At 67.8% G+C, this 25,836-nt stretch carries 17 protein-coding genes; 8 read left to right on the top strand and 9 right to left on the bottom strand.

Annotated elements, in window-relative coordinates:
* Positions 1–22: 22 nt before the first annotated feature.
* Genes OG552_RS16275 through OG552_RS16265 form a run of 3 tightly spaced genes read right to left on the bottom strand, consistent with a single transcriptional unit; the run spans position 23 to position 2,273 of the window.
* A complete protein-coding gene (locus OG552_RS16275; protein ID WP_329133559.1) occupies positions 23–505 on the bottom strand; it encodes a SitI3 family protein in 483 nt (160 codons plus the stop codon).
* Positions 506–528: 23 nt separating this feature from the next.
* Positions 529–1,926 (bottom strand): hypothetical protein, encoded by a 1,398-nt coding sequence (locus OG552_RS16270; RefSeq protein WP_329133557.1) that lies wholly within the window; start codon positions 1,924–1,926, stop codon positions 529–531.
* Between the two features lie 26 nt (positions 1,927–1,952).
* Entirely contained in the window at positions 1,953–2,273 is a 321-nt protein-coding gene (locus tag OG552_RS16265) for a hypothetical protein (protein WP_329133555.1), read from the bottom strand.
* Between the two features lie 810 nt (positions 2,274–3,083).
* Here OG552_RS16265 and OG552_RS16260 point away from each other — a divergent pair.
* Entirely contained in the window at positions 3,084–5,096 is a 2,013-nt protein-coding gene (locus OG552_RS16260; protein WP_329133553.1) for an ABC transporter ATP-binding protein, read from the top strand.
* 391 nt (positions 5,097–5,487) lie between these two features.
* Here OG552_RS16260 and OG552_RS16255 read toward each other — a convergent pair whose 3' ends face one another.
* The gene (locus OG552_RS16255; RefSeq protein WP_329133551.1) at positions 5,488–6,861 is read right to left on the bottom strand and encodes a hypothetical protein; all 1,374 of its coding nucleotides are present in this window, start codon (positions 6,859–6,861) and stop codon (positions 5,488–5,490) included.
* Between the two features lie 1,198 nt (positions 6,862–8,059).
* Between OG552_RS16255 and OG552_RS16250 the strand changes: the two genes are divergently transcribed.
* From OG552_RS16250 to OG552_RS16235, 4 genes are all read left to right on the top strand, one after another.
* Positions 8,060–9,109: a hypothetical protein gene (locus OG552_RS16250; RefSeq protein ID WP_329133549.1), complete on the top strand. Its 1,050-nt coding sequence runs from the start codon at positions 8,060–8,062 to the stop codon at positions 9,107–9,109.
* Positions 9,110–9,361: 252 nt separating this feature from the next.
* Complete coding sequence (locus OG552_RS16245; protein ID WP_329133547.1) at positions 9,362–9,844, top strand: hypothetical protein; 483 nt, start codon at positions 9,362–9,364, stop codon at positions 9,842–9,844.
* 30 nt (positions 9,845–9,874) lie between these two features.
* Positions 9,875–10,240 (top strand): hypothetical protein, encoded by a 366-nt coding sequence (locus tag OG552_RS16240; RefSeq protein ID WP_329133545.1) that lies wholly within the window; start codon positions 9,875–9,877, stop codon positions 10,238–10,240.
* Between the two features lie 188 nt (positions 10,241–10,428).
* A complete protein-coding gene (locus OG552_RS16235; RefSeq protein WP_329133543.1) occupies positions 10,429–11,958 on the top strand; it encodes an ISL3 family transposase in 1,530 nt (509 codons plus the stop codon).
* A gap of 6 nt (positions 11,959–11,964) precedes the next feature.
* Here the strand turns inward: OG552_RS16235 and OG552_RS16230 are convergent, their stop codons facing one another.
* Positions 11,965–12,576, bottom strand: coding sequence for a hypothetical protein (locus OG552_RS16230; RefSeq protein WP_329133541.1), 612 nt, complete (start codon positions 12,574–12,576; stop codon positions 11,965–11,967).
* A gap of 194 nt (positions 12,577–12,770) precedes the next feature.
* On the opposite strand from OG552_RS16230, the gene OG552_RS16225 reads away from it, so the two are divergent.
* The gene (locus OG552_RS16225; protein WP_329133539.1) at positions 12,771–16,046 is read left to right on the top strand and encodes a type ISP restriction/modification enzyme; all 3,276 of its coding nucleotides are present in this window, start codon (positions 12,771–12,773) and stop codon (positions 16,044–16,046) included.
* Positions 16,047–16,059: 13 nt separating this feature from the next.
* On the opposite strand, the gene OG552_RS16220 is transcribed toward OG552_RS16225, so the two are convergent.
* On the bottom strand, positions 16,060–16,287 hold the full coding sequence (locus tag OG552_RS16220) for a hypothetical protein (RefSeq protein WP_329133537.1): 228 nt from the start codon (positions 16,285–16,287) through the stop codon (positions 16,060–16,062).
* A gap of 799 nt (positions 16,288–17,086) precedes the next feature.
* On the opposite strand from OG552_RS16220, the gene OG552_RS16215 reads away from it, so the two are divergent.
* A complete protein-coding gene (locus OG552_RS16215; RefSeq protein WP_329133535.1) occupies positions 17,087–18,739 on the top strand; it encodes an HsdM family class I SAM-dependent methyltransferase in 1,653 nt (550 codons plus the stop codon).
* 55 nt (positions 18,740–18,794) lie between these two features.
* Here OG552_RS16215 and OG552_RS16210 read toward each other — a convergent pair whose 3' ends face one another.
* From OG552_RS16210 to OG552_RS16200, 3 genes are read right to left on the bottom strand one after another with little or no spacing between them, the layout of a single operon-like run.
* The gene (locus OG552_RS16210) at positions 18,795–20,930 is read right to left on the bottom strand and encodes a UvrD-helicase domain-containing protein (RefSeq protein WP_329133533.1); all 2,136 of its coding nucleotides are present in this window, start codon (positions 20,928–20,930) and stop codon (positions 18,795–18,797) included.
* A 36-nt stretch (positions 20,931–20,966) separates the two neighbouring features.
* Complete coding sequence (locus tag OG552_RS16205) at positions 20,967–22,205, bottom strand: McrC family protein (RefSeq protein WP_329140856.1); 1,239 nt, start codon at positions 22,203–22,205, stop codon at positions 20,967–20,969.
* 5 nt (positions 22,206–22,210) lie between these two features.
* Positions 22,211–24,037, bottom strand: a complete 1,827-nt coding sequence (locus OG552_RS16200) for an AAA family ATPase (RefSeq protein ID WP_329133531.1) — start codon at positions 24,035–24,037, stop codon at positions 22,211–22,213.
* A gap of 210 nt (positions 24,038–24,247) precedes the next feature.
* On the opposite strand from OG552_RS16200, the gene OG552_RS16195 reads away from it, so the two are divergent.
* On the top strand, positions 24,248–25,789 hold the full coding sequence (locus OG552_RS16195) for a sigma-70 family RNA polymerase sigma factor (protein ID WP_329133528.1): 1,542 nt from the start codon (positions 24,248–24,250) through the stop codon (positions 25,787–25,789).
* Positions 25,790–25,836 lie beyond the last annotated feature (47 nt).

The following is a 25,836-nucleotide window of genomic DNA, read 5'->3' as shown; positions in this document are numbered from 1 at the left end:
TGATCCGAAGCCTCCTCCACCCTCACTCCTCGGAAAAAGCATGTGTGGCGCGGCGGTAGGGCTGACTTACGACAGCCAGGCGCCGCGGAGGCCAGAGGTCGTTTCTTTCGTTCAGACTCAGGTCGTCACCGCGCCGCAGCAGCCAGATGGTCTCGTCGTGGAACAGCAGTACGGCGTCCCCGGGGACTTGCCGCAGCAAACCGGCCACCACCGTGATGACGTCATCCTCCTGGCCGGACAGGTCCGCTTCCTTGTCGAAGACGAACGCGACCCGCACGCTCGGCATGATCCCGAGGTCCGTGACCACCGGACTCCACGGCTGGGGGCGGGTGGCGACGACCCTGATCCACGTGCCGCGCTCCGAGACCGCCCCCGGGTCGAGCAGCGACTCGGGCGTGACCGCCGCCGTGAAGAGGCCGGCGTCGCCGCCGATGGTCTTCAGCGCGTGCGCGACGTCTCCCGGCGGCATTGCTGTGGCGATACTGAAGCTGTGGGAAATAGCCATGTCAGGTGTCCGTCTCGATGGTTCTACGGGTACAGGTGAAGTACGTTGCCCTGCTTGTCGATGACGATGACCTCTTTCAGTCCTTCGATCGGCCAGTCGTGCAGCTGGGAGCGCAGCTTTCCGACGGCCGCTGAGCTGTCGGCGAGATTCACCACAACGCGGTCGGTCTGGCCGTCCTCCACCTTCTGGGAGATTCTGCCGGCGATGTTGCGGGGATTTCCTGTGGAGGGTGCGACGTTGTCGAAAACCTGGCCCTCGACACGATAGTCGGGATTCTTGTTCCCGGGAATGCTGGGGTTCTGCTCGACGTCGTACCCCGATTTGGACAGGGTATCGGCCGTTTCGTTCTCGCGCTGCAGCGCCAGCTTGTTCTCCGGGGCGTCGCTGTCGTTGATCGGCGTGCGACGGCCGCGTGGCGTGGCACTGGGGTCGGGCTCGTTCGAAGGGCCGGTGCGCGATGCGACCGCGGAGGGATCCCAGTCGCCGCCTCCGCCGGAACCGCCGTCGGAGGACATGTTCACGCGGTCAGGGCCCGCCGCATCGTGGGCGATCGTGCTTGCGCCGAGGCCCGCCAGGCTCAGCCCGCCCGCAATGGCCGTCGCCGACACCGCAGCTGTCGGTACACCGAGAAGCGCGCCGATGCCCGTGGCATCGAGAACGATCCCGCCGGCCTCACCGCCGGCACCGAGCGTGGCCAGCCCGATGCCCCCGAGAATCTCCATCACGGCGCCCGCGTCGTGGGCCATCGCGTTGCCGATCGAGGCGAGGTCCGTCAGGGCGGTCTCGTCGGCATCCTCCAGCGTGTGACCCACGTCGGAGAGGGCGTCTCCCACGGAGTGGCGCACTTTGTCCCACCGGCTGTCGTGCAGACCGTCGTGGGTGATGGCCCGATGGATGTGCTGCGCGGCGGAGTCGGCGGCGTTGTCCCGTACGTCCTTCGCGGCCCGCAGCGCGGACTTCGCGGCCCCGAGTGCGGTTGAGGCGGACTGCTGCTGTTTCTGGAGACCGGTCAAGGTCGGATCCGACGGGTCGGTGTCCTTCGGCAGCGCGGCGATCTTCGCCACCGCGGTCTTGTGATCCGCGTCGGCGGTCTGTGCGTCCTTGAGCGCCTTGTCCGCCATCTTCTGGGCCTGCTCGAGAGCGCTCGCCCAGTCCGTCTCGTTCCCCTCGCGGACCTGACAGCCCATGGCTTGGGCGGCTGCGTGATAGCGGTGGTACGCCTTGCGCAGCGTGTCCGCGGCGTCCCCCGCCGCGTCCCGGAAGCGGTCGGCGGCTTCGGACTTCCACGATTCCACCGAAGCCAGGGCCTTGATCTCACCTGCCTGACGCCAGATGCGTTCAGCGGTCTCCCGGAGCGCCGTCCCGAGCAGGGCGACGGCATCCGGGTCGCCAGGCACCGGGTCGCCGTCCTCGTCGAGCACCGCCCACTCATGGGCGGGCGGCCGCCTCACTCCGGTGGTCCCTGCCGCTTCGCCGCGGCGTCCTGCCGGCGCAGCGCATCGGCCAGGGCCTTGTCCACTCCGTCGTACGTGTCCGCCGCGTCCTCCGTGGCGACCCCGAGCGTCCTGATCCGATCGGCCAGGTGCTCCCGGTGAATCTTCCAGTTGCTGCCGAAGGAGTGGAAGGCGCCGGCTATTCGGGAATCTCCCAGCTCCTCAAGCGAGTAGCCGTTGGCCGGGTTGGCGTGGCCGGTGAACTCGTCGTAGATCCCCTGCAGTTCGCGAGAGCAGTCGCGAATGCGCTTGGTGTCCGCCGTCAGATCGCTCAAGATCCCCCCTGCGTCCGGTGAGCACCCGGACATCCAGAGTAACAACGCCCGTCCCGCCAAGCCCTGGCGCCCCTGTGGACCACTCTCCTTGCCCCCAGGCATACGCCCGCCTGTGACGATCACGATTTCCTTGTGGTCCGAGTGCTTGGCTTTCGGGCGACATGGCCACCGCGGTCGTACTCCCCGGCTGCCGCCACGGCATCCAGCACGAACTCCGGCCGCCCGCAGCCGTGATGGGCAGCGCGTACCAGGCCACCGACGCGCCGCTTGTCTGTCGGCCCCGCGCGATGCGGCCCTGACCCCCGTCGGGGGAGCGCTGGCGCCGCCAGGCTCTTCGGGAAGGACCCGGTCGGCCGCTACGCCCCACCGCCGGGCGGATCGAGTGCGATGCCGCGGCCAGGCGGGTCACCGACCTCGAAGGGGACTGAGGGGTTCTTCGACGTAGGACATCGCTCCAAGGCGCCGCAAACGCGCCCTTCTCCCGACGGGGAGAGGTACGGCAGTCTCGGGCTCCACGGCTGGTCACCGGCGCTCTGTGAAGGCGGGGAAGCAGCCCGATTCGTTACTCCTGGTGCTCCTTTGTGCTGGAGGGGTACGCCGGATGGACAGCGCAGAAGCGAAGGAACCGGCAACCGGGGGCTCCGGGTCCACCGTTCGATCGTCGGCGGGCCGGTGCCGACGAGCGGCGAGGAGGGAAGACAAGCGCCACGCCGTAGGCCGCCCTCACCAGGGGACCACATCGAGCACCGGTTCCCCCGGCTCATGACCGCCACGTCTCATGACCGCCACGTCACCGAAGGCAGAGGCCCCATGACCGAACACGCAGCCGCACCCGAGGCGCAAGGCACCACCCCCGCGGGCGCAATGGGCAAAGACAAGCAACCCGTAACCGAGGAACTCCGCTGGGAAATCCCGGGCGACCGCCGACCGGACGCCGGCCACGCCATCACCTTACGTACGATGGCCCGCCGCCTGCCCCAGCTGATCAGCCGGGCGATGGGCATGGCCTGGCAGGTCGACCGCAACTCCGTCATCGCCCTGCTGCTCTGCCAGGTCGTGTCGGGAGTCCTGGAGGCGCTGGGGCTGCTGGCGGTGACCGGCACGATCACCGCGATCATCGCGTCCGGCCACATCACCGAACGCCTCCACCAAGCCGCGCCGTCGCTGTTGCTCCTCGCGTCGGCGGCCGGCGTGCGGGCGGTGCTCGGCATCGCGATCGGCGGACTTTCCACGCGCCTGGCCCCGCGGATCTCCCGCGAGGCGGAGCTGCGGCTGCTCGACGCGGCGACCCACGCGGAGCTGACCGCCTACGACCACCCGGGCTTCAACGACCGCTGGGACGCCGCGGACCGGGGTGTCGAGGTCTCCCAGGACATGCTCAACCAGTCGCAGAACATCCTGGCGGCAGCCGCCTCTCTCATCGCCGCGGCGGCCGTACTCACCGCCGTCCACCCGGTGCTCCTGCCGCTACTGGTGCTCGCGGCGCTGCCGCAGGCGATCGCGGGAGTGCGCGGCGCGCGGCTGACGTATCTGGCGTCGCTGGAGACCATGAAGGACCGGAGGCTGCTCGGCAACCTGCGCTGGTATCTGGTCGACAAGCAGAACGCCGACCAGATCCGCTCCGGAACCATGGCCGGTTTCCTGCTGGGCAAGTACCGGGCCGCGGGAGCCCGGGTCGACGCCACTACGGACCGTGCGACGTGGGCCTCGGCGAAGATGTCGCTGCTGGGGAGCCTGGCCGGCGGCCTGGCCGCGGGGGCGGTCTGGGGGGCGCTGCTCTTCCTGATCAGTACCGGCCGCATCTCGGTCGCCTCGGCCGGAACCGCGACGTTCGCGCTGCGTTCGGTCGCGATGGGGCTGCACGGCATCATCGGCTACGGGGCGATCATCTTCCGCACGGGGATGTATCTCGACGACTGGTCCGACTTCCTCGACGAGGCCGGCGGCCACCGTATCGACCGGGGCGACGTCATCCCCACCGGCCCTGCGGTCGTGCGCGCCGACCGCCTCACCTACCGCTATCCCCACGCCGACCAACCGGCGCTGGAGGGCGTCACCTTGGAGGTACGGCGGGGCGAAGTCCTCGCCCTGGTAGGGGAGAACGGCTCGGGCAAGACCACCCTCAGCAAGCTCCTGTCCGCCCTCTACCTCCCCACCGGCGGCAGCATCACCTGGGACGGTACCGACATCCGTACGCTGGACGCACAGGCTGCCTGGTCCCGCGTCGCCGTCGTACCGCAGGAGTACGCGAAGTGGCCGCTGACCGCCCGCGAGAACATCACCCTGGGCCAGCCCCGTAAACGAGGCACCGACGCCGACGACGGTGCTGCCGCCGACGCCGACGACGCGGTCCGTGCGGCGGCCTACTCCTCCGGCGCCGACGAGGTGATCACCGCGCTGCGCTCCGGTCTGGACACCCTGCTGGCCCGTGAATGGTGGGGCGGCCAGGAACTCTCCGGCGGCCAGTGGCAGCGCGTCGCCCTGGCCCGCGCCTTCCACCGCGACGCCGGCCTGCTCGTCCTGGACGAACCCACGGCGGCCCTCGACCCCCGCGCCGAACACCGCATCTTCACCGGCCTGCGCGAACTCGCCGCCGACCGGGCCGTCGTGCTCGTCACCCACCGCCTGACCAACGTCACCGTCGCCGACAAGATCGCCGTCCTCGACAAGGGCCGCCTCGTCCAGTACGGCACCTTCACCCAACTCCGCGACGAACCCGGCCTCTTCCACGATCTGTGGGTCCTGCAGAACGACCGCGAACCCACCACGATCCCCACGCAGTCCACCCGTCCCCCGCACCACCAGGACGCCGTCCTCTTCTGAACGTAGGCTCCCTTCACGCAGCTCTGGAGAGCGGGAGCACGGTGAACACCACGAGGCACGAGGCCGATGCACACGCCACCGTGCTGCCGCCGGAGCTTGCCCACCTTCGCCGAGCGGAACGTCGGCCGGATCCGCAGTGCCGAGGACTGCTCCCGGCCGCGCGCCAACTTCCAGGTCTGGCGGACCACCGCAGGCAACCGGGAGCGAACTTGGTACCTCAAGCAGGACCCAGGGGCGAAGTTCCACGCCCGCGAGGTCCACGCTTACGTCCACCGGACAACCGCCCTCGGGCAGGGGCGGTTACCGGGACGGCACGCCGCCAACCCCGTCAAGGCCGGAGGGCCGGTTCCCGTAGCGGGAACCGGCCCTCCGGGTGCGGGGACGGGCAGGGTCAGTTGACGGTGAGCGCCGCCGTGTCGTTCGACGTGTTCGTGTCGAACGCCGGCTGCCCGGCTGGCCCCCAGTCCATGGAGACAGAGCCCTGGGCGCCCGGGATCACCTGGTCGACGCGCACGGTGACGGAGAAGTCCGTGACGGAGCCGGCCGTCGAGACGATGCTCTGACCCGAGCAGTGGTACCCACCGCCCTGCTGACGACAGTTGGCGGAGGAGCCGACGGGCGACGTGCCCGGCGGCAGCTGGACGCCGACGGTGCCGACGATGTCGCCGCTGCGATAGAAGATGGTCGCGGGACCATTGTTGGTCATGGCGAAGTCCAGCGTCACGGTGTCGCCCTCGGCTGCGGTTGCGCTTGCGCCGGTCACCGAGAAGTCCGCCGTGTTGGCGGCCTGCAGGCTGGTGATGCGGTAGTCGCCGTGCGTGCCGCGCTCGGACAGCGACACGACGCCGGACGGCGCGTCGTTGGCGGTTCCGGGCGTGATGACCTTCAGCGTCAGCTGGCCGCCGGCCCCCTGCGTCCACTGGTGCCCCGCGGCCAACTGCTGGATGCCCGGGTCACCGGCCGGCGCGATCATCGAGTCCAAGTAGGTGTAGTACGCGGTCGTCTCGACGTTCAGCCGGACCGCCGGCGCCAGCGCGGCCTTCTCCCCCGGCAGCACCTGACCGGGGATGGTGCACAGCGCCACCTCCGCCACCATGGGGCCGCCGTCGGTGCTGTACTCGCAGTTGGCGAAGTGCTTGGCGAACCCGATCCCGGGTGACGCCCACAGCAGCACCTGCGTGCTGTCCGCGGCGCGGTCGCCGATGTTCTTGAAGCGCACCGGCTCGTTGACGGTCGACCCGACCGCCAGGTCGGTCAGGTTCGTCGGCTGGGCGTGGTCGTAGGCCGGCCCGCCGATCTCCACCGTGCCCTGACCGCCGACGATCGCCGCGTTGTCCGCGGTGCCGCTGATCGTGTAGCCGCCGGACGACCCGACCGGCGCGCCGGCCTTCGCCTTGACGGTCATCTGGGTCTCGGCGCCGATCGTGCCGACCCCGGTCAGGTCGTCGTAGTAGAACAACTCCCCGCAGCTGGCCACGTGCTGGACCACCATGCAGTTGCCCGAGAACGTCACGTTGGCGATCTCGGAGAGCTGCGTCACGTCGATCGTCAGCGTGGCGCTGGTGCTCAGGCTCTTCGCCGTGGTCGTGAACGAGAGGTTGGGCATCGCCGTCTTCGACACCCCGGCCAGGGTGGCCGGGGAGACCGCGACCGGCGCGATCTGCTGGAGGGCGATGACCGGCTGGTCGGCCGCCTGCGCCGGGACGACGGCGACCCCGGTGAGCGTGAGGCCCATCGCCGCGCCGACGACTGCGGTCAGCGCCATGGCACGGCGATTCGGACTGTGTTTCATGCGGTTCCCCCCACAGAGAGTTCACAGAGTGTGCGCGGGCCAGACTAGGGACCGGCAGCTGGAGGGGACCATTCCGGTATCCCACCCGGACGGGGCGAAATGCGGCTGATCCGGCACGAACGCCCTGGGGCTTTGCGGATATTTGACGAGCGCACAAGGGTGCCCTGACCGGAGGTCTTCGCCCCGGGCTGCCCGGTCGATGCGGAGGAGGTCGAGGCACTCGGCGCCGACGGCGTCCGGTGCGCTCTGGCGTACCTCCAGCCTGGACCGGATATAGCGAGCCAGCTTCCAGAGCACGCGCCCGAAACTGTGCGGCAGGGACCTCTCCGGATGGAAGACCGGTCGATCCTGCCGAAGCCGGGCCATGACCTCGGGGAGTGATATTTTCGCCGGCAACGAGAGGCCCGGACGTCATCACGGCCCCCGGACCCTGTTCCGCTGACCTCTCCTGCACGTGGCGTCCCCCGGATCGGCAATCCGTGGAGGCGACCGTAACGCCGTTGTGGGGCCCGCAGACGTTCCGCCGAGCCAGGTGCCTCCCCGCCCGTGACCCGGATTCCGGGCTTGGCTCTCCAACGGCTCCCAAGCCGCCCCCGGGAACGGATCAGGGCCCCGATTCCCGTAGGAATCAGGGTTCTGACCTGCTGCTATACCGTCGGGGTGGCGGGATGTGAACCCACGGCCCCTTCGTCCCGAATGCGGTCGGGGCGAGTTCGCTAGCGGGGTGGTTGGCGTTGTTACTGGTCAGGTGGTTGGGCTGGGTGGGGGCGGGGCGGTGTCACGGGGGCTCGGGGAGCGATTCGGCTCCCAGATGGCTCCCAGCCGGGAGTTGGGGGTCTGCCGCGTCCTCGGCCATCAGGACGTTCTCCTCCCGCCAGCCGGTCCCGTCCAGCCACCAGATCAGCCCCTGCGCGAGGGAAGATGAGTCCGGGATCGGCAGGACGCTGCGGGGCCAGTACTCAGAGGTGGTCTTGCGGAGCGGTCCGGGCAGGAACTGCGCGCGCCGTCCTGCAGCGGTCGTGCCGCACGCGGAAGCGGACTCGTTCGTGCCTACCCCGTTCCGCTTTGCCGCAAGATCTCGCAAGTGTGCGACGGGGCGAAGCGGTGTTCGTAGGATGGGCGAAGTGTGAGCTCGTGATCGTGGGCTGACACGGAGCGTGCTGGGGGAGACATGGCGACACGGGCGATGCTGCGGGGTTACCTTCTGGAGGAAGCGCTTGCATGGCTGCTCCGTGAAAGCGGATATCGCCTGCTCGTGAGGGAAGACCAGGACCCCTACGAGCTCGTAGCCGACGGCATTACGCTGCGGGTCAAAGGCCGTGGAGCCGTGCACCAGGTCGATGTCCTCGGTGAGTTCCCTTTTACGCCGGCCTTCTCCCTGCCGGTTCGGCTTTTCCTTGAGGCCAAGTTCTACCGGACGCCATGCCGCCTGGACGTCGTACGCAACGCGCACGGTGTCGTCCATGATGTCAACGAGAACTTCGTGACGCTGCCTGGGCGCCGCCCCAGGCGGCGCTTCAAGTACTCCTACGCCCTTTTCTCCGCCAACGGCTTCACGGAGGAAGCGCAGGAGTACGCACTCGCGCACCAGATCTCTCTGGTAGACCTCTCGGGACAGTCCTTCGAGTGGCTTCGCACCTCCATCGCTGACGCCGCAAGCGATTTGTACGACGAACAGATCCCCTCCGGTGTGAGGCGGTTCCCCGTGACCTGGATGCGCGGCGAGTTGAGACTTGCCCTCGGCACGGGTGAGGTCACTCCCGTAAGCGCGTCGACGGCCGTGGGTGAGCAATTCCGCGCTGCTGCCGGTCCGATACTGGACGGCTTTGTGGCCATGCTGAACGAGCACAGCGAACGTGAACTCCTGCTTGGCTTTCCCGCTGCTCCTTTCATCCTCCCGCTGGCTGCGGCAGACAGGGACAGATTCCTGGCGTACGCGGACACCCATCCGGATCATCCTGTTCGGATCAGGCGCGTGGGGCACGCAGAGGCGGCCGAGTGGATGCTGACACCGAGGGAAGCCCAGAATGCGTATCGGCTTACGTTCAAACTGCCCGATCATGTGGAGACTTGGATCGGCGACATCGCGGGAAAGGAACGACAGCGGATTCAGATGGTCAAGGAGCAGTTTCTCGCCGCGATCACGGTCTACCGAGTGACCGAGCACGGTCTCCGGTCGTACCTGCTGCGCTACGAACCGAGCGATCTGCTGAACCGATGACCAAGAACGATCTCGTTTCTGTGGCTTCGGTCGAACTCGATACCGGAGGACCAGGCGGCGCGTGTCGACCGCTCGTCGCGGCGCACGCCGACGTTTGTCGCTTGACTCAGTTGACGAAGGGTCAAGATCTTGTGCGGGTGCCTCGTTTGGGTGATTTGCGGTAGTTCGGGATATGCCGGCGCGGGGTGGTCTCTACCGTCGGCGAGGTGAGCCAGCTGTGGGTGCGGGCACCGGGTAAGCCGGGGTGGTGTGGTGCCGTCGTTGTTGGGCGCGTTGGATGCCAAAGAGAGTGAATGCCGGGCCAGGGTTGCGGAGTTGCGCAAGCGGATCGCAGATATTTCCGAAGCGGTGTCCCAGGCGGAAGCCGAACTGTCCCGGCTGCAGATCACGCGGGAGACGGTGAAGCAGGTGCTGGCCGACGGTCCGGTGGCTACGCGTGATGCCTCGGTGTCGGTGGGGTCCGGGCCGGTCGATGCTGCCGTGGCGCTGCTGGCCGCCGAGGCCGCGGGTGATGTGACGGTGATCTCGCCGGACTATCAGCGGATCATCGCGTTGTTCGCGACGTCGGGGTCGGCGTGGCGGTGCAAGGACGTGTGCGTGGAGCTGGGGCTTCAGACCGGGGCCTGTCACGTGGAGGGCATGCGCTCAAAGCTCAAGCGCCTGGTGGAGCGGGGGATCCTGGCCGAGACCGCGCCAGGGCTGTTCAGGGTGGACGGACGGGAATCGGGCTGGTGAGCGCCGCCCTGGAGAACCGGTCCTATGGCGGTGGCTAGGACTGCGTTCGCCGCCTCCCGCGGCCTGTTCGAGCAGGTCGCCACGGATCTGACGTCGCCGGACGCCGCCGCCTTGACGCATTCAGTGGAAGACCTGCTCGCAGCGCGGATGCGCGAGGTGACCCGGCAGCTGTTCCAGGACCATCTGGATCTGCGCGCGGTGCGCGAGCGGCGGGCCGGACAGGTGGCCGACGCGGCCGGTGTCGAGCGCACCCGGATCGAGCGGGGCCGGACCCGGATCCTGGCCACGGTGTTCGGGAAGGTCACCGCGACCCGGATCGCCTACCGGGCCGCTTGCTCCGGGGATCTGCACATCGCCAGAACCCTCATTGGATCTGCACCCGTCGCTTTTCCGTGAGAAACCGATCAGCGGAGGAGTGTGAACGATCACGTAATTCGGCTCTGTCGCTGATCTTGTGATCGGGCTGTTATTGGTGGTGCGTGCGATCGTGTCCCTGGTGTACTTCGCGGAGTTTCGAGGCGCTTCTGCCCCATCTGTCCGGCGTCGTGGTCGAGTTGGTCGAGCGATCGGCGAACGAGATCACGATGCATGCTCGTGTCCGTGCGGCAGATGCGCCGTGCTCGCGCTGTCAGAGCCCGTCAGTTCGGGTGCACGGCCGATACCTGCGACGCTTGTCCGACGCGGCGGTCAGCGGCACCCGGGTGGTCATCGAGCTGCTGGTACGACGATTCCGCTGTCTCAACGGCATCTGTCCGACGGTGACGTTCGCCGAGCAGGTCACCGGGTTGACCAGCCCACACGCCCGTTACACCCCGCTGATGCGCGGGACACTGACCTCGATCGCGCTCGCGTTGGCGGGGCGGGCGGGCAGCCGGCTCGCGGCAGCGATGGGGGTCCCGGCGGCGAAGGACACCCTGTTACGCCTGCTCAGGGCCTTCCCCGAGGAGCCCGTCGGGCGGGTCAGCGTGCTGGGTGTCGACGATTTCGCATTGCGGAAGGGCGACTCGTACGCCACCATCCTGGTCGATCTGGAGCGACGCCGCCCCATCGACGTACTGCCGGGACGCGAGGCAGAACCGCTGGCCGCCTGGCTGCTCGGCCACCCCGAGGTGGAGGTGATCTGCCGGGACCGGGCCGGTGCGTATGCCGACGGTGCCCGCACGGGTGCCCCGCAGGCGGTGCAGGTAGCCGACGCGTGGCACCTGTGGAAGAACCTCGGCGAGGCGGTGGAGAAGACGGTCGGCGCTCATTTCGCCTGCGTGCGGGCCGTGTTCGAGAGGACATCGGCCCCTGAACCCGCCGACGTGCCCACCGATGACCAAGGCCCGGCGCCCACACCGGTCGGGAACCTGGATGTCTGCGGGCGCGAGCGACGCCTGGTGGTCCGGACCCGGGAGCGGTTCACGCTGGTCCAGGACCTGCTGCGTGAGGGTGCCTCGCTCGAGTCGATCTGCCACCAACTCCAGCTGGACCGTTCCACGGTGCGCCGTTTCGCCCGCGCGACCGGCATCGAGGAACTCCTGGTCAAGGCGGTCAACCGGTCCACGGTCCTGGACGAGTACCGGCCCTATCTCCACCAGCGGTGGAACGAGGGCTGCCACGACACCGCCCAACTGCACCGCGGCATCACCACCCGCGGCTTCACCGGGAGCATCCAGACCGTCCGCCGCTACCTGCGAACCTTCACGCCGTCCGCTCCCGCGCCGGCACCCAGACCAGCACCACGGCCCCGCCGTATCGTGCGATGGATCATGACCAACCCGGGCAATCTCACCGACGAGGACAGTCTCGTCCTCAAGGAGATACGCGCTGGCTGCCCTGAACTCGACGCGCTCACCGACCACGTCCGCGATTTCGCCGAGATGATGCGCGACCGGCGCGGCGACCAGTTGGCCGACTGGATGGAGCGGGTCGAGCAGGACCCCCTGCCAGCACTGCACTCCCTGGTCAACGGCCTACACCGAGACCAGGACGCCGTCACCGCCGGACTCTCCAGTCCCTGGAGCTCCGGCCAGGTCGAGGGACAGAACACGCGAGTGAAGCTCATCAAACGGGCCGGATACGGTCGCGCCAACTTCGACCTCCTGCGCAAACGAATCCTGCATCGGACCTGACCCCGATCACAAGATCAGCGACAGAGCCGAATTTCGTGATCGCTCACAGTCGAAAACAGTCACGAGGACCTCCACTCCCACACCAAATGACGACTGCCCAGTCACTGGCCTCGCCTCGTCCAACCGGGCCACGGGGCTGTCAATGCCTGAGGCAAAGGGCAGCGTGTCGTACAGCGCTTCGAACTCGGCGAGCAGAGCCCTCTCCTCGCTACGCGGGTCGATTGTCTGCTTCCATGCGACCAGCAACGCAGCGGAGTCGTGCAGCTGCCAGATGTACCGCCCGCCGTGGTGGCTGGTTCCGCCGGAACCGTGGCGGGCGTACTGCATGAGCCGACCGCGAAGGCCGTGGTCGGCAGCAGCGCCCGAATCCGCCTTGCCGACGTAGAGGACCTCGGCGTTTGCGACCCACTTCGCCGTGAGCCGCGTCACGCTCACGGCTGGATCGCGCCCCTTGCGCCAACCGGCCGTGCTGCTCGCCAGGAATGTCGGCGCGGAGTCGGAAGCCCTGACCACTACATAGATTCCGCTGGCGGAAGGGACCAGCCGGCCCGAGAGAACGGAGAAGGGCACGAAACCGCAGAAACCGCGCATCTCAAGGACCCGCCGCGTCAGTGGCATGGCCCGACTATGGCGTCGCTGCTGGACCCCCGCTATGCCGACAGAGCGGACGATCCACCGTCACATCACACCCGGATGACACCGTATTGACGTTCCGTCTTCCCCCAATGACCGTACGTAGATAGCATCGGCGCCCTGACTCGATCCTTGGGGGGAAGATGTCAGGGGGGTTAGACGGTTGGTTGCTCGTTGCCGTGGCGGAGTTCGGACGTGCCTGCAAGGTCAAACTGTCGGGTGGTGGGAGTCCGGAAGCCTCCATCCGCGCACCCCTTGAGGCGCTTCTCCAAACAGTCGGTGAGCACCACGAGCAGCACGAGGTCTCGTGGCACGACGAGTTCCCTGTCCCCGATCTCGGCGTCCGGCCCGACTACGCCGTCCGCGCGAGCGGTGAGCTGGCCGGCTACATCGAGCTCAAGAAGCCGGGACTCTCGGTCGATCCCGACACCTTCGGCAAGAGCAACCGTGCGCAGTGGGAGAAGCTGCGGAACCTGCCCAACCTGCTGTACTCCAACGGCACCGAGTGGCGGTTGTTCCGCGACGGCCGGCAGTTCGGCGAGACGGTCTACCTCGCAGGGTCGCTCCGTACCGCGGGCGAGAAGCTGGCGCCCGCGGACCCGGGGGCGTTGGACGCTCTGCTCAAGCAATTCCTGGTGTGGAAACCTCCGCCTATCAAGCGCGTTGCCCGGCTCGTACAGCACGTGGCTCCGTTGTGTCGGCTGCTGCGTGCTGCTGTTCTCGAACAACTGGTAGCCGAGTCACGCTCGTCCAGCCGTGATGACGATGTCCGTGCCCGACCGTTCACCGGCTTGAAGAACGACTGGCGGCGGATGCTCTTCCCGTCTGCCGACGACGTGACCTTCGCCGACGGCTACGCCCAGGCGGTCACCTTCGCGCTGCTGCTGGCCCGTTCCGAGGACGTCCTCGATGACGGGATCGGCCTCCACGACATCGGTCGTCGCCTGGACGCCGACCACGCGCTCATGGGGAAGGCTCTCCAACTCCTCACCGACAACGTCAACGAGCGGTTCACCGTCACGTTGGAACTGCTGCGCCGCACCATCGCCCAGGTGGACTGGCCGGCCATCCGCACAGGCAACCGTGACGCGTACCTCCACCTCTACGAACACTTCCTCACGGTCTACGACCCCGTGTTGCGCCAGAGAAGCGGCTCCTACTACACTCCGCACGAGGTCGTGCAGGAGATGGTGCGTCTCACCGAGGACGTGCTGCGGACCCGGCTCGGCCAGTCCGACGGCTTTGGATGCGACGGGGTTCGGATCGTCGATCCCGCCATGGGAACCGGGACCTTTCTCCATACGATCATCGAACGAGTCGCCGAGCAGGCCGCCGCCTGCTCCGGACCCGCGATGTCCGCGGACGCCATATCGCGCCTGGCCACACGGCTGTACGGATTCGAGATGCAGATGGGACCGTTCGCCGTCGCTGAGTTACGGACCTCCGACCTGCTGAAGCGCTACGAAACCGCGCTGCCCGACGGGGGACTCAACCTCTTCGTCACCGACACGCTGGACAACCCGTTCGTCGAGGATGACTACCTGGCGTCCACTTACGACGCCTTGTCCGAGTCCCGACGGCGGGCGAACAACGTCAAGGCGAACGTCCCCGTGACCGTCGTGATCGCCAACCCACCATACGACGACAAGGCCGAAGACCGCGGCGGCTGGGTGGAGAAGCGCAGCGACCGCCGTGAGGTGCCTTTGCTCGACGCCTTCCGCTACCCGGGTAACGGGCGTTACGAGCATGTTCTGAAGAACATGTACGTGTACTTCTGGCGCTGGGCGACCTGGAAGGTCTTCGACGCGCACGACGACGAACGCCACGGAGTGGTCTGCTTCATCACGCCCTCGGGCTGGGCCACGGGCCCTGGCGGCCGCGGTATGCGGGAGTACTTGCGCCGCACTTGCGACGAGGGCTGGATCATCAACCTGTCGCCGGAGGGACACCGCTCCGACGTCGCCACTCGCCCCTTCCCCGGCGTTGCGCAGCCCCTGGCGATATCAATATTCGTCCGTAAGGCGGGGGTTGTGCGGGGCGAGGACCACCGGGCGAGGGTGCACTACCGCGTTCTGGCCGGCCGCCGGGCAGACAAGTTCATGCAACTGCACGAGGTGCGTATCGATGACGGCGGCTGGCGCGACGCGCACTCCCGGAGCCCGCGGCCGTTCACGCCGCACGCGCAGTCTGGCTGGGAAGACTTTCTGGCGCTAGATGATCTTTTCCCGTGGGGGACGCTGGGGATCACCTCGAACCGCTCTTGGGTAAGCAGTCCCTCGGACGAGGATCTGCGTCGCCGATGGACCACTCTCATCCGCGAGGTCGATCAGGACGAAAAGGCAATGCTGTTCAAAGAAACGCGCGATCGCAGGCTTGCCAGCAAGAAGGATCCGCTTCCCGGACATGACCCTCGGATACAGCCAATCGGTCGAGAGACGAGTGTCCGCCCAGACCTCATACGCACGGCCCTCCGCAGCTTCGACCGGCAGTGGCTGATCGCCGACAACCGCGTGCTCGACTACCCGCGGCCTGACCTGTGGGCGTCCTTGAAGGCAGGGCAGATTTTCCTCAACCAGCAGTCGTCCCATGAGATCGACTCCGGCCCGGCGGTCGTGGCCACGAACCTCATCCCAGACACACACCACTTCAACGGTCGCGGGGGTCGGATCCTGCCGCTCCTGCACCCCGATGGGTCGCCCAACCTGGCGCCACGCCTTCTTCCCTATCTGGCGAGCTTATTGGGTCAGGACCGGATGACGGCCACCGATCTCGCCGCCTATGTCGTGGCCGTGGCAGGGCACGAAGCCTTCACGGAGAGGTTCGCCGAGGAACTGCTGACGCCAGGCGTGCGTGTACCCCTGACTCGAGACGGAGTGCTGTGGTCCCGTGCCGTCGGACTCGGCCGTGAAATTCTCTGGGCCTCGACCTACGGCGAATGCTGCGCTGACCCGACCCTCGGGCGGCACCCTGGCCATGTGCAGTTCGCTTCGGGCGACGAGCGGCAGGTGCGCTATCTCACGCCGATCGGTACCCGGATCCCTGACCGGCTGCACTACGACGCTCCCACGCGGACGCTCTACATCGGGAAAGGATCGTTCGCACCCGTTCCCGATGCCGTATGGGCCTACGACGTCGGGGGCATGAAGATCGTCGGCAAGTGGTTCGGCTACCGGAAGGCCGCGCCGACCAGCAAACGGACGAGCCCCCTGGATGACATTCACGCCCAGCGCTGGCCACACGAGTGGACGGTGGAACTCATCGACCTGATCTCCGTGCTCCGTCGACTCACCGATCTTGCGCCCGTCCAGAGCGAGCTGTTGGAGGAGATCCTGGCCGGCCCCATGCTCACGGAGGTGGAGCTGACGACAGCCGGAGTGCTGCCTGTTCCGGCCTCTGCCCGAAAGGCCCGGCATGCTGCGGTCGATGTCCTCTTCAACGGGTCGGAGGTGACGTGAGCCCTTCCGAATATCACGGGGCTTCGTCCATGCCGGCCAGCGCCTCCGGCAACGAGCAGGAGCCGTCCGCCAGCCGCCGAACCGCACGTGCAAACCGGGGAGCTGCCGTCTCCCGTATCTCGGCCAGTCGGGCGACCTCGCCCAGTCTCTCCTGCGAGGACTCGTACAGAGCCCGGAAATAAACCGCGGCGCCCAAATCGGTGAGCACGAGTGAACCGTCTGTCAGCTCGATCAGCTTCATCCACCGGAGGGTCGGCAGGTCCTCCCGGGCCTGATCCGCATCGAGATCGTCCGGGGCCAACGCCCGGGCGAAGGTGTGTCGGTCGCTGCAGTCGGGGAGAGACCCCGACGCCAGTCGCGCGAGGAGTCGCCACTGTGCATCCGTGAGATCCACGTGGGGCAGGGGTGCCGCAGAGTGCATGAGGTCATGCCTAGCACGCCGCAAGGACAGTAGCGCCGCCGCCGGTCCGCTGAGAAGCGGGTGTCAGCGGGTGCAGTCGGCCAGAAAGGCGGTCCCGACAGCCGTTGCCCGTTCCAGTCGGCAGCACCTTCGCCGGCGCACCGGTCAGCCCCGTACGGTCCGTGCGCACGCGCAGCAGCACCGCCCCGGCATGCCCGATCAGCCCTTTGCCATCGGCCCGCACGGACAGCCGGCGATCCCACCCTGTACGCTCGCTCACCAGAAAGGTGCCCTGACTTCTGTAGCAGATACGATCTAGACATTCGCATCCTTGCAGGTCAGCGGCACCTTTCTGCTACCGGGCGTCAGATAGCCAAATGCCGCTGAATGCCCAGGGTCAGCTGCGAGTCACGGCTTTCCTGTCTGGCTCTCTGCCCGTGGCTAGCCCCGTACGTGGTGCCATTCCGTCCTCCGTGCGCCGCGGGCTGGAGCGGCGAACTGGACCCACCTACCGATCCGTCGGCAGGCCGACTGGCTACGATTCGGGCTGCCCTGGGAGCACGTGACATGGCAGAGCGTGTGTATTCTGTCAACGTATCCCATTCTCGAATGATGGTTGCAGTCCGTGTACGCTGGGAGCATGACGGACAAGGTTGCTTCCCCGGCCGGCCCTCTTGTCACCGGTTCCGAGATCGCTCGGCTGGCCGGAGTCACTCGGGCTGCTGTCTCCAATTGGCGCCGGCGCTACGACGACTTCCCCGCGCCGGCGGGAGGTGCTGCGAACAGTCCGCTTTACGCGCTCGCCGAGGTCCAAGGGTGGCTGGACAAGCAGCGCAAAGGCCAGGAAGTATCACCCGAGGTCGAGTTGTGGCAGGCCATGCGGGCTGCTTACGGGGAACAGATGATCGTGGGCCTGGCAGAGGTGGCCGGCGTGCTGGCCGGGGAGCATCGGCCGGGACTGCCGGATGACGTTGCCAGCCGATTGCAGGGGCTCACGCAGACCGAGGCACCCGTCGACCTTGTGAACGGCCTGACCGAACGGTTCATGGACTCCGCTCGGCGCGCGGGATCGGACCAGGTTACCTCCGAGCGCGTGGTGCGTGCTGTGTGTCACTTCGCTCCCGAACTGTCGGCCGATGCCACGGTTTTCGATCCCGCCTGCGGAATCGGGGTGCTGCTCCTTTCCGTCGCCTCCGAGGTGGGGAGTTGCCGCGGCCAGGACATGGATGCTGACAGCGTCCGCTTCGCGCAGCACCGCGCCGGAATCATGGGGCGATCAGGTGTGCGCGTTGCGGCAGGTGATTCCCTGCGCGCGGACAAATGGCCGGATCTGAAGGCGGATCTAGTCGTCTGCGACCCCCCCGTCGGCGTGACCGAGTGGGGACGAGAGGAGCTGTTGCTCGACTCTCGCTGGGAACTCGGTACTCCGTCCAAGGCCGAGGGGGAACTCGCGTGGCTCCAGCACGCCTACGCGCACACCGAGCCCGGCGGTCAAGTCCTCATGGTCATGCCGGCTTCAGTTGCTTACCGCAAGGCAGGCCGACGCATTCGAGCGGAACTCGTGCGGCGGGGCGTCGTCCGCCAAGTGGTCGCTCTGCCACCAGGGACGGCGACATCTCATGCGCTGCCCGTCCACCTTTGGTGTCTCCGGCGTCCCGGGAACAACGGAGGTACGGATACCAACCACACCGTGCGCATGGTTGACCTGACCGGCAACAGCCCGGATGGGAGCCTGGAACCCCGTCCCGATCAGGTCGCGGACGTGCCGTTGATCGAGCTCCTCGACGACATCGTCGACCTGACGCCTGGCAGCCATCTTCGGGCCCGGCACCGCGACTATCCCGGTGAATACGCTGCCCTGCGCAAGGAGCTGGGGGACGAACTCCGCCGCCTTGCTGCCATTCTGCCCGAGCTTGCGCCGGCCAGCGGAGCGGGCTCACTGGACGGCGCCACTACCAGCGTTGCGGATCTCGCTCGTGCCGGATTTGTCGCGTACGAGGGCTCGGAACCTGTCTCGGCCAGTGAGCAACTCGACACGGACTTTTTGCAAGGATTTCTGCGGAGCTCGGCCAATGCTCGCCGGTCCACAAGTGCCAGTGGGACCTACCGTTTTGACGGTAAGGGTGCACGGATCCCCCGTATGGGCATTGACGAGCAGCGTAGGTACGGCTCGGTCTTCCGGGCCCTGTCTGCGTTCGAGGAAGGAACGCGCAAGGTAGACGAGCTGAGCCGGCGACTCGCCGACGTCGCCCGTGACGGCCTCGCCTCGGGCGGCCTGGCGCCCGAGGAATGAGGATTGTGCGGGACGCCCCGGTGGGCGCCCGCACAGGTCCGCACCCGGCGGTTGTTCAGGCAAGGCGTGGCAGGAACGGGCTCGGGGTTCCGCTCCACGTCACACTCAGCGCTTCGCGAGCGCGAGTGCATGCGACGAAGAGCAGGCAGCGTTCCCGGAGCAGGTCGGCGTCATGCTGCACCGGTTCCGCCTCGCGTGGGGTGATCCCACGGGCGAACGGGACTGTGCCCTCGTCGACACTGAGGACGGACACAGCACGGAACTCCAGCCCCTTCATCGCGTGCATCGTTGCCAGACGTACCCCCTCGGTACTCTGCGTGACCTGCCCCTTGACCCTTAGCACCGGGATACCGGCGGCCTTCAGTTTCTCCTCGGCCGCGTCCAGGGAAAGGTTGAAGCGTGCGCACACGCCGATCTCGCGCGGTGCGAGGCCTTCGGCGAGCAACGCTCGGATTCGGTCCACCAGGGACTCGATCTCCTCCCGCCGGGTCGCGTATCCCTGCGCCTGTGGACGGCGCCCGTGCAGGAGGGAGCGGTACCCCGCCAGCGAGTCCGTTCCCTCGCCGTCGAGTGTGTCGACGGTGACGGGCGCGAGGAGTCGCGCCGACCAGGCGAGGATTTCTTCGGTCGAGCGGTAGTTGACGCGCAGCCGGAAGCTGCGGCCGGCCGTGGTGATGCCCAGCGAGCCGAGGGAGACCCGTGAGTCGTAGATCCGCTGGTGTGGATCGCCGGTGACGAACAGGTCGTCCGGGCCGCGGGACACGGCGGCCCGCAGCACACGCCACTGCGCGGGGTGCAGGTCCTGGGCCTCGTCGACAACAACATGGGTGTACGGAGCCTGCTCATTGATGAGGAGTTCCGCCGCATGGGCGCAGATCCGGAGGTGTGTTGTCTCCCCGCGGTCGCGCAGGAACTGTTCGAACCGCTCCACGCCGTTCCACACCTCTTGGCGGCGTGTGGGACCGAGACCGGTTCCACGGCCTCGGCGGCTTGCGCCGAGGTAGGTATCGAGACTGCGGAGGTTCTGGCCAAGAACGATGTGCCGGTACTCCTGGGCCAGGAACCGGGCGGTGAAGGGCAGATCGAGCTGCTTGACGGCCTTTTCCCACAACTGCAGCTGTTCCCGGTCCCCGACAGGTCTGGGCGTAGCCGCCGACTTGGCGCGCACGATGCCGTTCGCATAGGCGTCAACCGTCGTCACATCGACTCGGGCCAGAAGCTTCTCGTCCTGTTCGAGGAGTAGGTGAAGCAGGTCACGCAGCCCTGCGGCCAGCGCGTTCGTGTACGTGGTGAGCAGGATGCGGCCGTCCTCGGAACGGCCGAGCAGGTGCTTGACCCGATGCAGGGCAGCCACTGTCTTGCCTGTCCCGGGCCCGCCGGTGACCTGGACAGGACCCCCGTACGAGGTGCGGTAGGCGACGCGCCGTTGGGAGGGGTGGAGGAAAACCCGCCAAGCATCGAACGGCTTCTCCAGGATCTCCTCCAGCTCCTGCGGCCCGGTGACCAGGCGGATGCGTGCCGGAGTGTTGGCGATCACCGTGGCCAGATCCTCGACCGGTTCGGCGGGCGCATCGGCAGGCCGACGGACGGCCACCACGTCCCGGTAGACCTCTTCCGGGCTGAACCCCTCGGCCAGGTACTGCAGCACCTCCAGCTGATCCTCTGGCAGGAGCAGGGAGAACGCCTCCAGTTGGGCCTTGTCCACCAGCGAGCGCGCGGCCCGCAGCACTTGCACATCGACGCCGAGTTCGCGCAGCGTGCCGTCGGAGATGCTCGCGAACAGCAGCCGCGGAGCCGTGCGTGCGGCCGTCTCGTACAACGGCGTCAGCTCGTCCAGGGCGACGGCGTTGCGTACCTCCAGGGCGCGGGTCGCGGAGTTCGCGCTGTACAGACGCTTCGCCGCCCACGTATAGGCGTCGTCGTGCGGCAGGACATTGACCAGGAGGAACATGTCGCTGCCGTCGTCGGGGGCGAGGACGATGCCCCGCCAGAAGCCGGTGATCCGAATGGTGCGCATGCGCGGGTCACGGGCGTTCTCCACGGACTCCAGGTGCAGGCCCTTGTCCGCGTTGAGTTCGGCGACGCTCATGGCCTGGAATTTCGCCATGGCCTTGCGCACTCCGGCTCGGATGGGCTTGTCCAGGGTGTCGTAGCCGTCCCAGAAACTCTGGGCGAAGGCGAGCCGGGGCATAAGGTCCCTCCCTTTCTGCCTGACGGTGTTTCATCATCACGGATGTGGGGTGGCTGCGGCCAGCTGTCCGGCGATCTCCCGGAGTGCCGACAGGAGCTGTCGGGGTTCGCGGGAGAGATCGAGGCTGTGCTGGTACAGCCGCACTCCCCGTCCGTCCGGCCCTGCCGTCGTTCCGCGCACCTCGTGGAAGCGCTCGGGCTGTCGCCCGGCCGCGTACACCAGGTGCGCCTCGTGCAGACCGAGCACGGTGGCGTACGCGAGCGCCTGGTACAGATCGGCGTTGAGGAGTCCATCGGCCTTCTCGACCTTGTACTTGGCGTCGACGACGGCAAGCGGAGTGCGGCCATCGCCGGTGCGGACGACGAGATCGGGGCGCACCCGTACGAGACCCGCGGTGTCGAGGTGGTGGAGGTCCTGGAGGTTCGCGGTCAGGCCGTGCTCCCGAAGGGCCTCACGCAGGGCGACCGTGACGAAGTCCTCGAACAGCTTGTTCATGTCGAGCAGGAAGCCGTCGATGGTGAGTGGTTCGGACCCGGTTGGCCGGTGTTCTGGTGAAGTGCCGTGCAGGACGGCCTCGGCGAGCCGCAGTGCGGGCTGATAGCGGGAGTTCAGGCGCGACGGCCGCCAACGCGGCAGCTCCTGCCCTCGTACCAGTGGCAGCGCGTCTGCGAGACGTACGCGCTGGTGGGCGAGGCGCCGTCGGACGGGGCCGGGAACCCCCGGCAGCCGCAGCAACCGTTCGGCGGCGGCACGCAGGATGCGGTTCTCGGCGGTGTCGGCGGTGTACGCGTCGTAGGCGATCTCCACGGGCGGTGTTCGGCCGAAGTGCTGCCGGATCTGCTCGGCCTCGCGCAGCCGCCCGCGCACGACCAGCGCGGATTCCTCCACCTCGCGGTAGCCCTGGAGGACCCCCTGCCGGAGCGCGGCATCGATCTGCCGCTCGACGGCGTGCGCGAGTGCGGGGACGACATCGTCGTACGTGCCGATGTCGACGGTGCCCTCCCGGCCGTCGCGCCACGCGCGTGCCGGGGCGAGGCTGAACCCGAGGAGGAAGAACAGCCGGCCGACGGGGGTCTTGGGCGTGATCCGTACCACCGAACCATCGGGGGTGCGCACGGCGCCGACCCGGCTACCCGCCCGCAGTAGCCAGTGCCCGTCTCGACCCGAATCCGGGGTCGCACTTTGCAGGATCCCGGAGGCGGCGAGGGCCCGCCCGGCCTCGGAGCCGAGTGGGACGGAGACTTCGGGCCCGTACTCGCGCAGCGTCACCTCCATCACAGTCACGGGCGCTGCTCGCGCAGCGAGTCGAGGCCATAGCGGGCGGTGACATCGAGCCCCTCGCCGTAGTGGTGCTCCTCGAGCAGCGGCAGAATCTTCGTGCGCCAGGTCCGTTCGAGGCCGCCGTCGCGGTACACGCCTGGCTTCATCAAGTACGAGGGACCGATGGCGAAGTCGGCGTCGTCGATGCGGGCATTGAGGGCATCGAGGAGGTGGGCGGGCTCCGGATCCCTGCCTTCGCGCTTCAGCCAGCGAGCGAGCAGCCCGGCGGTCGGCTCGGTGCGCGGGGACAGCTCGACGAACGCGAACCGGCGCCGCATCGCCGCGTCGACCAGGGCGATCGATCGGTCGGCGGTGTTCATTGTCCCGATCACGAACAGATTCGGCGGCAGCGCGAAGTCGTCTCCTGAGTAGGTGAGGCGGACGGACCTCGTCCGGTACTCCAGGAGGAAGTACAGCTCACCGAAGACCTTCGCCAGATTGGCGCGGTTGATCTCGTCGATGATCAGGAAGTGCGGGAGGTGTCGGTTGCCCTCGAGGGAGGCGAGATCGGCGAGTTCCCGAAGCGGGCCGGCCGTCAGCCGGAAGGCAACCTCTCGCGTCTCGGGATCCTCCACCGGCCGGAACCCTTCGAAGAAGTCCTCATAGGCGTACGAAGGGTGGAACTGCACGATCTTGACCTGTTCCGGGCCGCCGCCGAAGTACTCGGCCAGCTTCATCGCCAGATACGTCTTGCCCGTGCCCGGAGGGCCGTAGAAGACCAACTGCCTTTCATCGAGCAGCAGTTCACGCAGCTCCTCCAGCCAGGAACTGTCGTGGACGAGGAGGTCTGCGGCAAGTGCCCCGGTGGTGTCCGGCAGTGACAGCTCCCGCTGCGTCGGCCCTTCGACGGCGGGGTACTCACCGCTGGCGTCGGCTGCTGCCGGGTCCGTGCGCTCCAAGTGCCCGGTGAGCGCGCCCAGCGCGTCCAGGACGCCGGTCAGGTCGACGACGTCATGCTGAACGGACAGCTTCTGCTGCACCTCCTCCTGCAGCTCTTCATAGGCATGGTTCTTCGGCAGCCAGTCGACGGTCCTTCGCAGATTGGACAGCCCGCCTGGCGACGAGGTCTGGAGGGCCTCCCCGGTGATTCGCCCGATGTGCAGCCGGCCGTCGCCGATGGTGGCCACTGTGTCGCCCATGCGCATCTGCGTCAGGAATGCGTGCAGATCATCGACGAGGCTCTGCTTCTGGTTGTACGAGGCCGCCCCCTCGTATCCCTCCTCTACGTAGCGGCGCAGCGCGCTCTTCGTCGGATCGGACTCCTCCAGAGGCGGCAGGTGCGCGCCCGCGAGCGAGACGAACCCCTCTTTCAGCCACGACTGCCGCACCAGGTTGTGCCCGGAGACATTCGAGCCGCGCACCAGCCACGCTTTGCGCGGGGGGCGCCAGCCGGTGGACAGATAGTCGGCGAGCGGATGGCCCTCGGCGGTCCGCCAGGACTCCGGGCCGGACGCGTCGTAGCCGTACACGAGCGCGGCGGCGGCCGAGGAGGAGTTGCACTCGATGTCCTGGGCCGCCACCCAGCGCCGTGGTGCTTCTTGCCGGTCGGGATCGGCCGGCGCGTCGGCGAGCCCGCCGCTCGCGCGCAGATCCGCGCGGGTCCGACGTGCGTGGTCACTGAGCCCGGGCCACGCCTCGGCGGCCACCGTCGAACCCTCGCGCAGGAGGAACTTGTGCGTGCCGTTGCCGCCGAACTCAGTGAGCAGATGTCCGCGCGCCTCCCCACCGTCTTTGGGAAGCTTGATGCGGAACTCGGGCGTGCCGGGGAGGCGGTCGGGGTGCGGCATGAGTGACCTTCTGTGTGGGCGAGGCCTGCGCGAACGCTCATTACCTTACCCGTTGACACTGTCAAGCGACCAAAGAACACAGTGATCCACTAGGTGAATCTGTTGACGGTGCTAACGGGCTGACCCTAGAGTGTGGCTGCGCCAGGCTGGCTCGCTCGAGCAGAATCGGCGCTTGGTCGCTGGAGTGGGGGCGCTATGGGTGGGGACTCGATGGCCGCGATCGAACGGGGCGCGATCGAGGCGGAGTTGCCGTTCGTCATCGAGAGGCTGAAGCGGTGCGCGTCTCCTGCGGGCGTTGTCAGTCAGCGAGCTTTCGCTCTGGAGGCGGGTCGACTCGGGCTGAGAACCACGGAGCAGCAGCGAAGGCTTCGCAACGGGCTCGCCGCTGTTGGCATCCATGTGAAGCTTTCTCGCCGGGGAGGTACGGGCCATCGCGCCGGGCCTGTCCCGGACCTCGAGGTGCAGGCTGCGACGTCGTTAACGAAGACGCCCGCCCCACCGACTGAAGTCCCCGAGCCCGGGCTCGGTGCAACCGAGGCGGCCAGCCGCTTGGCCCAGGCTCGGCGCATGCTGGCCCGCTACGCCGACATCGACGGCACCGTCAGCAAGCTCGCCCACGACGGCGTGGTACGGCTCCACGGGCTCAACCCTGCCGAAGTGCGTGAGCTGACCGCCGACTTCCCGATCACCCGACCCGGGACGCCCCGCGTGTTCGACGAACCGGTGGAGCGTCGTGGGGGCCGCCCCGTCGGGCCTGCACTCGCGCCGACGTCCAGGACCGCACCCGTGAGGCCGCCAGTCGGCAAGGCCCCGGCTCGGGTTGCTTCTGCCGCCGTGGACGCGCGCCTGGCTGAGGCGGTTCGTGCCGCCCGTGCCGTCCTGGAAGCAGACCGGTGGCGGCGGGACCCAGCCAGAGTAGTGCTCAAGGCGGAGGAGGAGGTCGGCCTCGCCGTTCTTCTCCGCGGCGGTACGGACCTCCTCAGCCGCGATGTTCCGCCGGACGAGATTGCGGCGCTGCTCCGTGACGGCGAGCGGTGGCACGCCTACGAGTGCCTCGTCCTGCACAACCAGCGGCTCGTGTGGAAGATCGCGCAGGGTTACCAAGGGCGCGGACTGGACATTGAGGACAGCGTTCAGCACGGAAGCGTCGGACTGCTGCGCGCGGTCCGCAAGTTCGACGCCACACAAGGTAACAAGCTCTCGACCTACGCGACCTGGTGGATCAAGCAAGCCATCACCCGGGCCATCGCCGACGAGGGCAACCTGATACGACTGCCCGTGCATCTCCACGAAAAGGTCAGCAAGGTCGCCGCAGCCGAGCGCAAGCTTCTGGGCGAAGGCCGTGCCAGGACGGTCGAGAACGTGGCTTATGTCACCGGACTCACCTTCGCCGAGGTGGAAAAGATTCGCAGGATCAGTCGGTCCACCGATTCCCTGGACCGGATCGTCGGCGATGACGCAGCCCTCGGCGAGCTGATCATCGGGCCGAGCCGACTGCCCGGGCCTTCTGCTGTGGTGCTTCGCAAGGAGTTCTTCGAGCAGGTTGGGCAGCTCCTGGACGGCTTCACGGAACGTGAACGCCACGTTCTTGTTCGGCGTGCCGGTCTCGACGGTGACGAGCCGGCCACCCTGGACGCGATCGGCGCGGTCTTCGGGGTCACCCGTGAGCGCATTCGGCAGATCGAGGGGAAGGCCAAACCGGTCTTCCGCGATGGGCTGATCCGACTGGGAATCATCCCTTCGCGTCCCTGATCGCAGGTCCGTACGTCCCATCTGCCAGGTCTCCGCCCCACCCCCGA

This window comes from Streptomyces sp. NBC_01476 (genome assembly GCF_036227265.1).
GTDB lineage: Bacteria > Actinomycetota > Actinomycetes > Streptomycetales > Streptomycetaceae > Actinacidiphila.
This window is presented reverse-complemented; position numbering and strand designations above follow the sequence as displayed.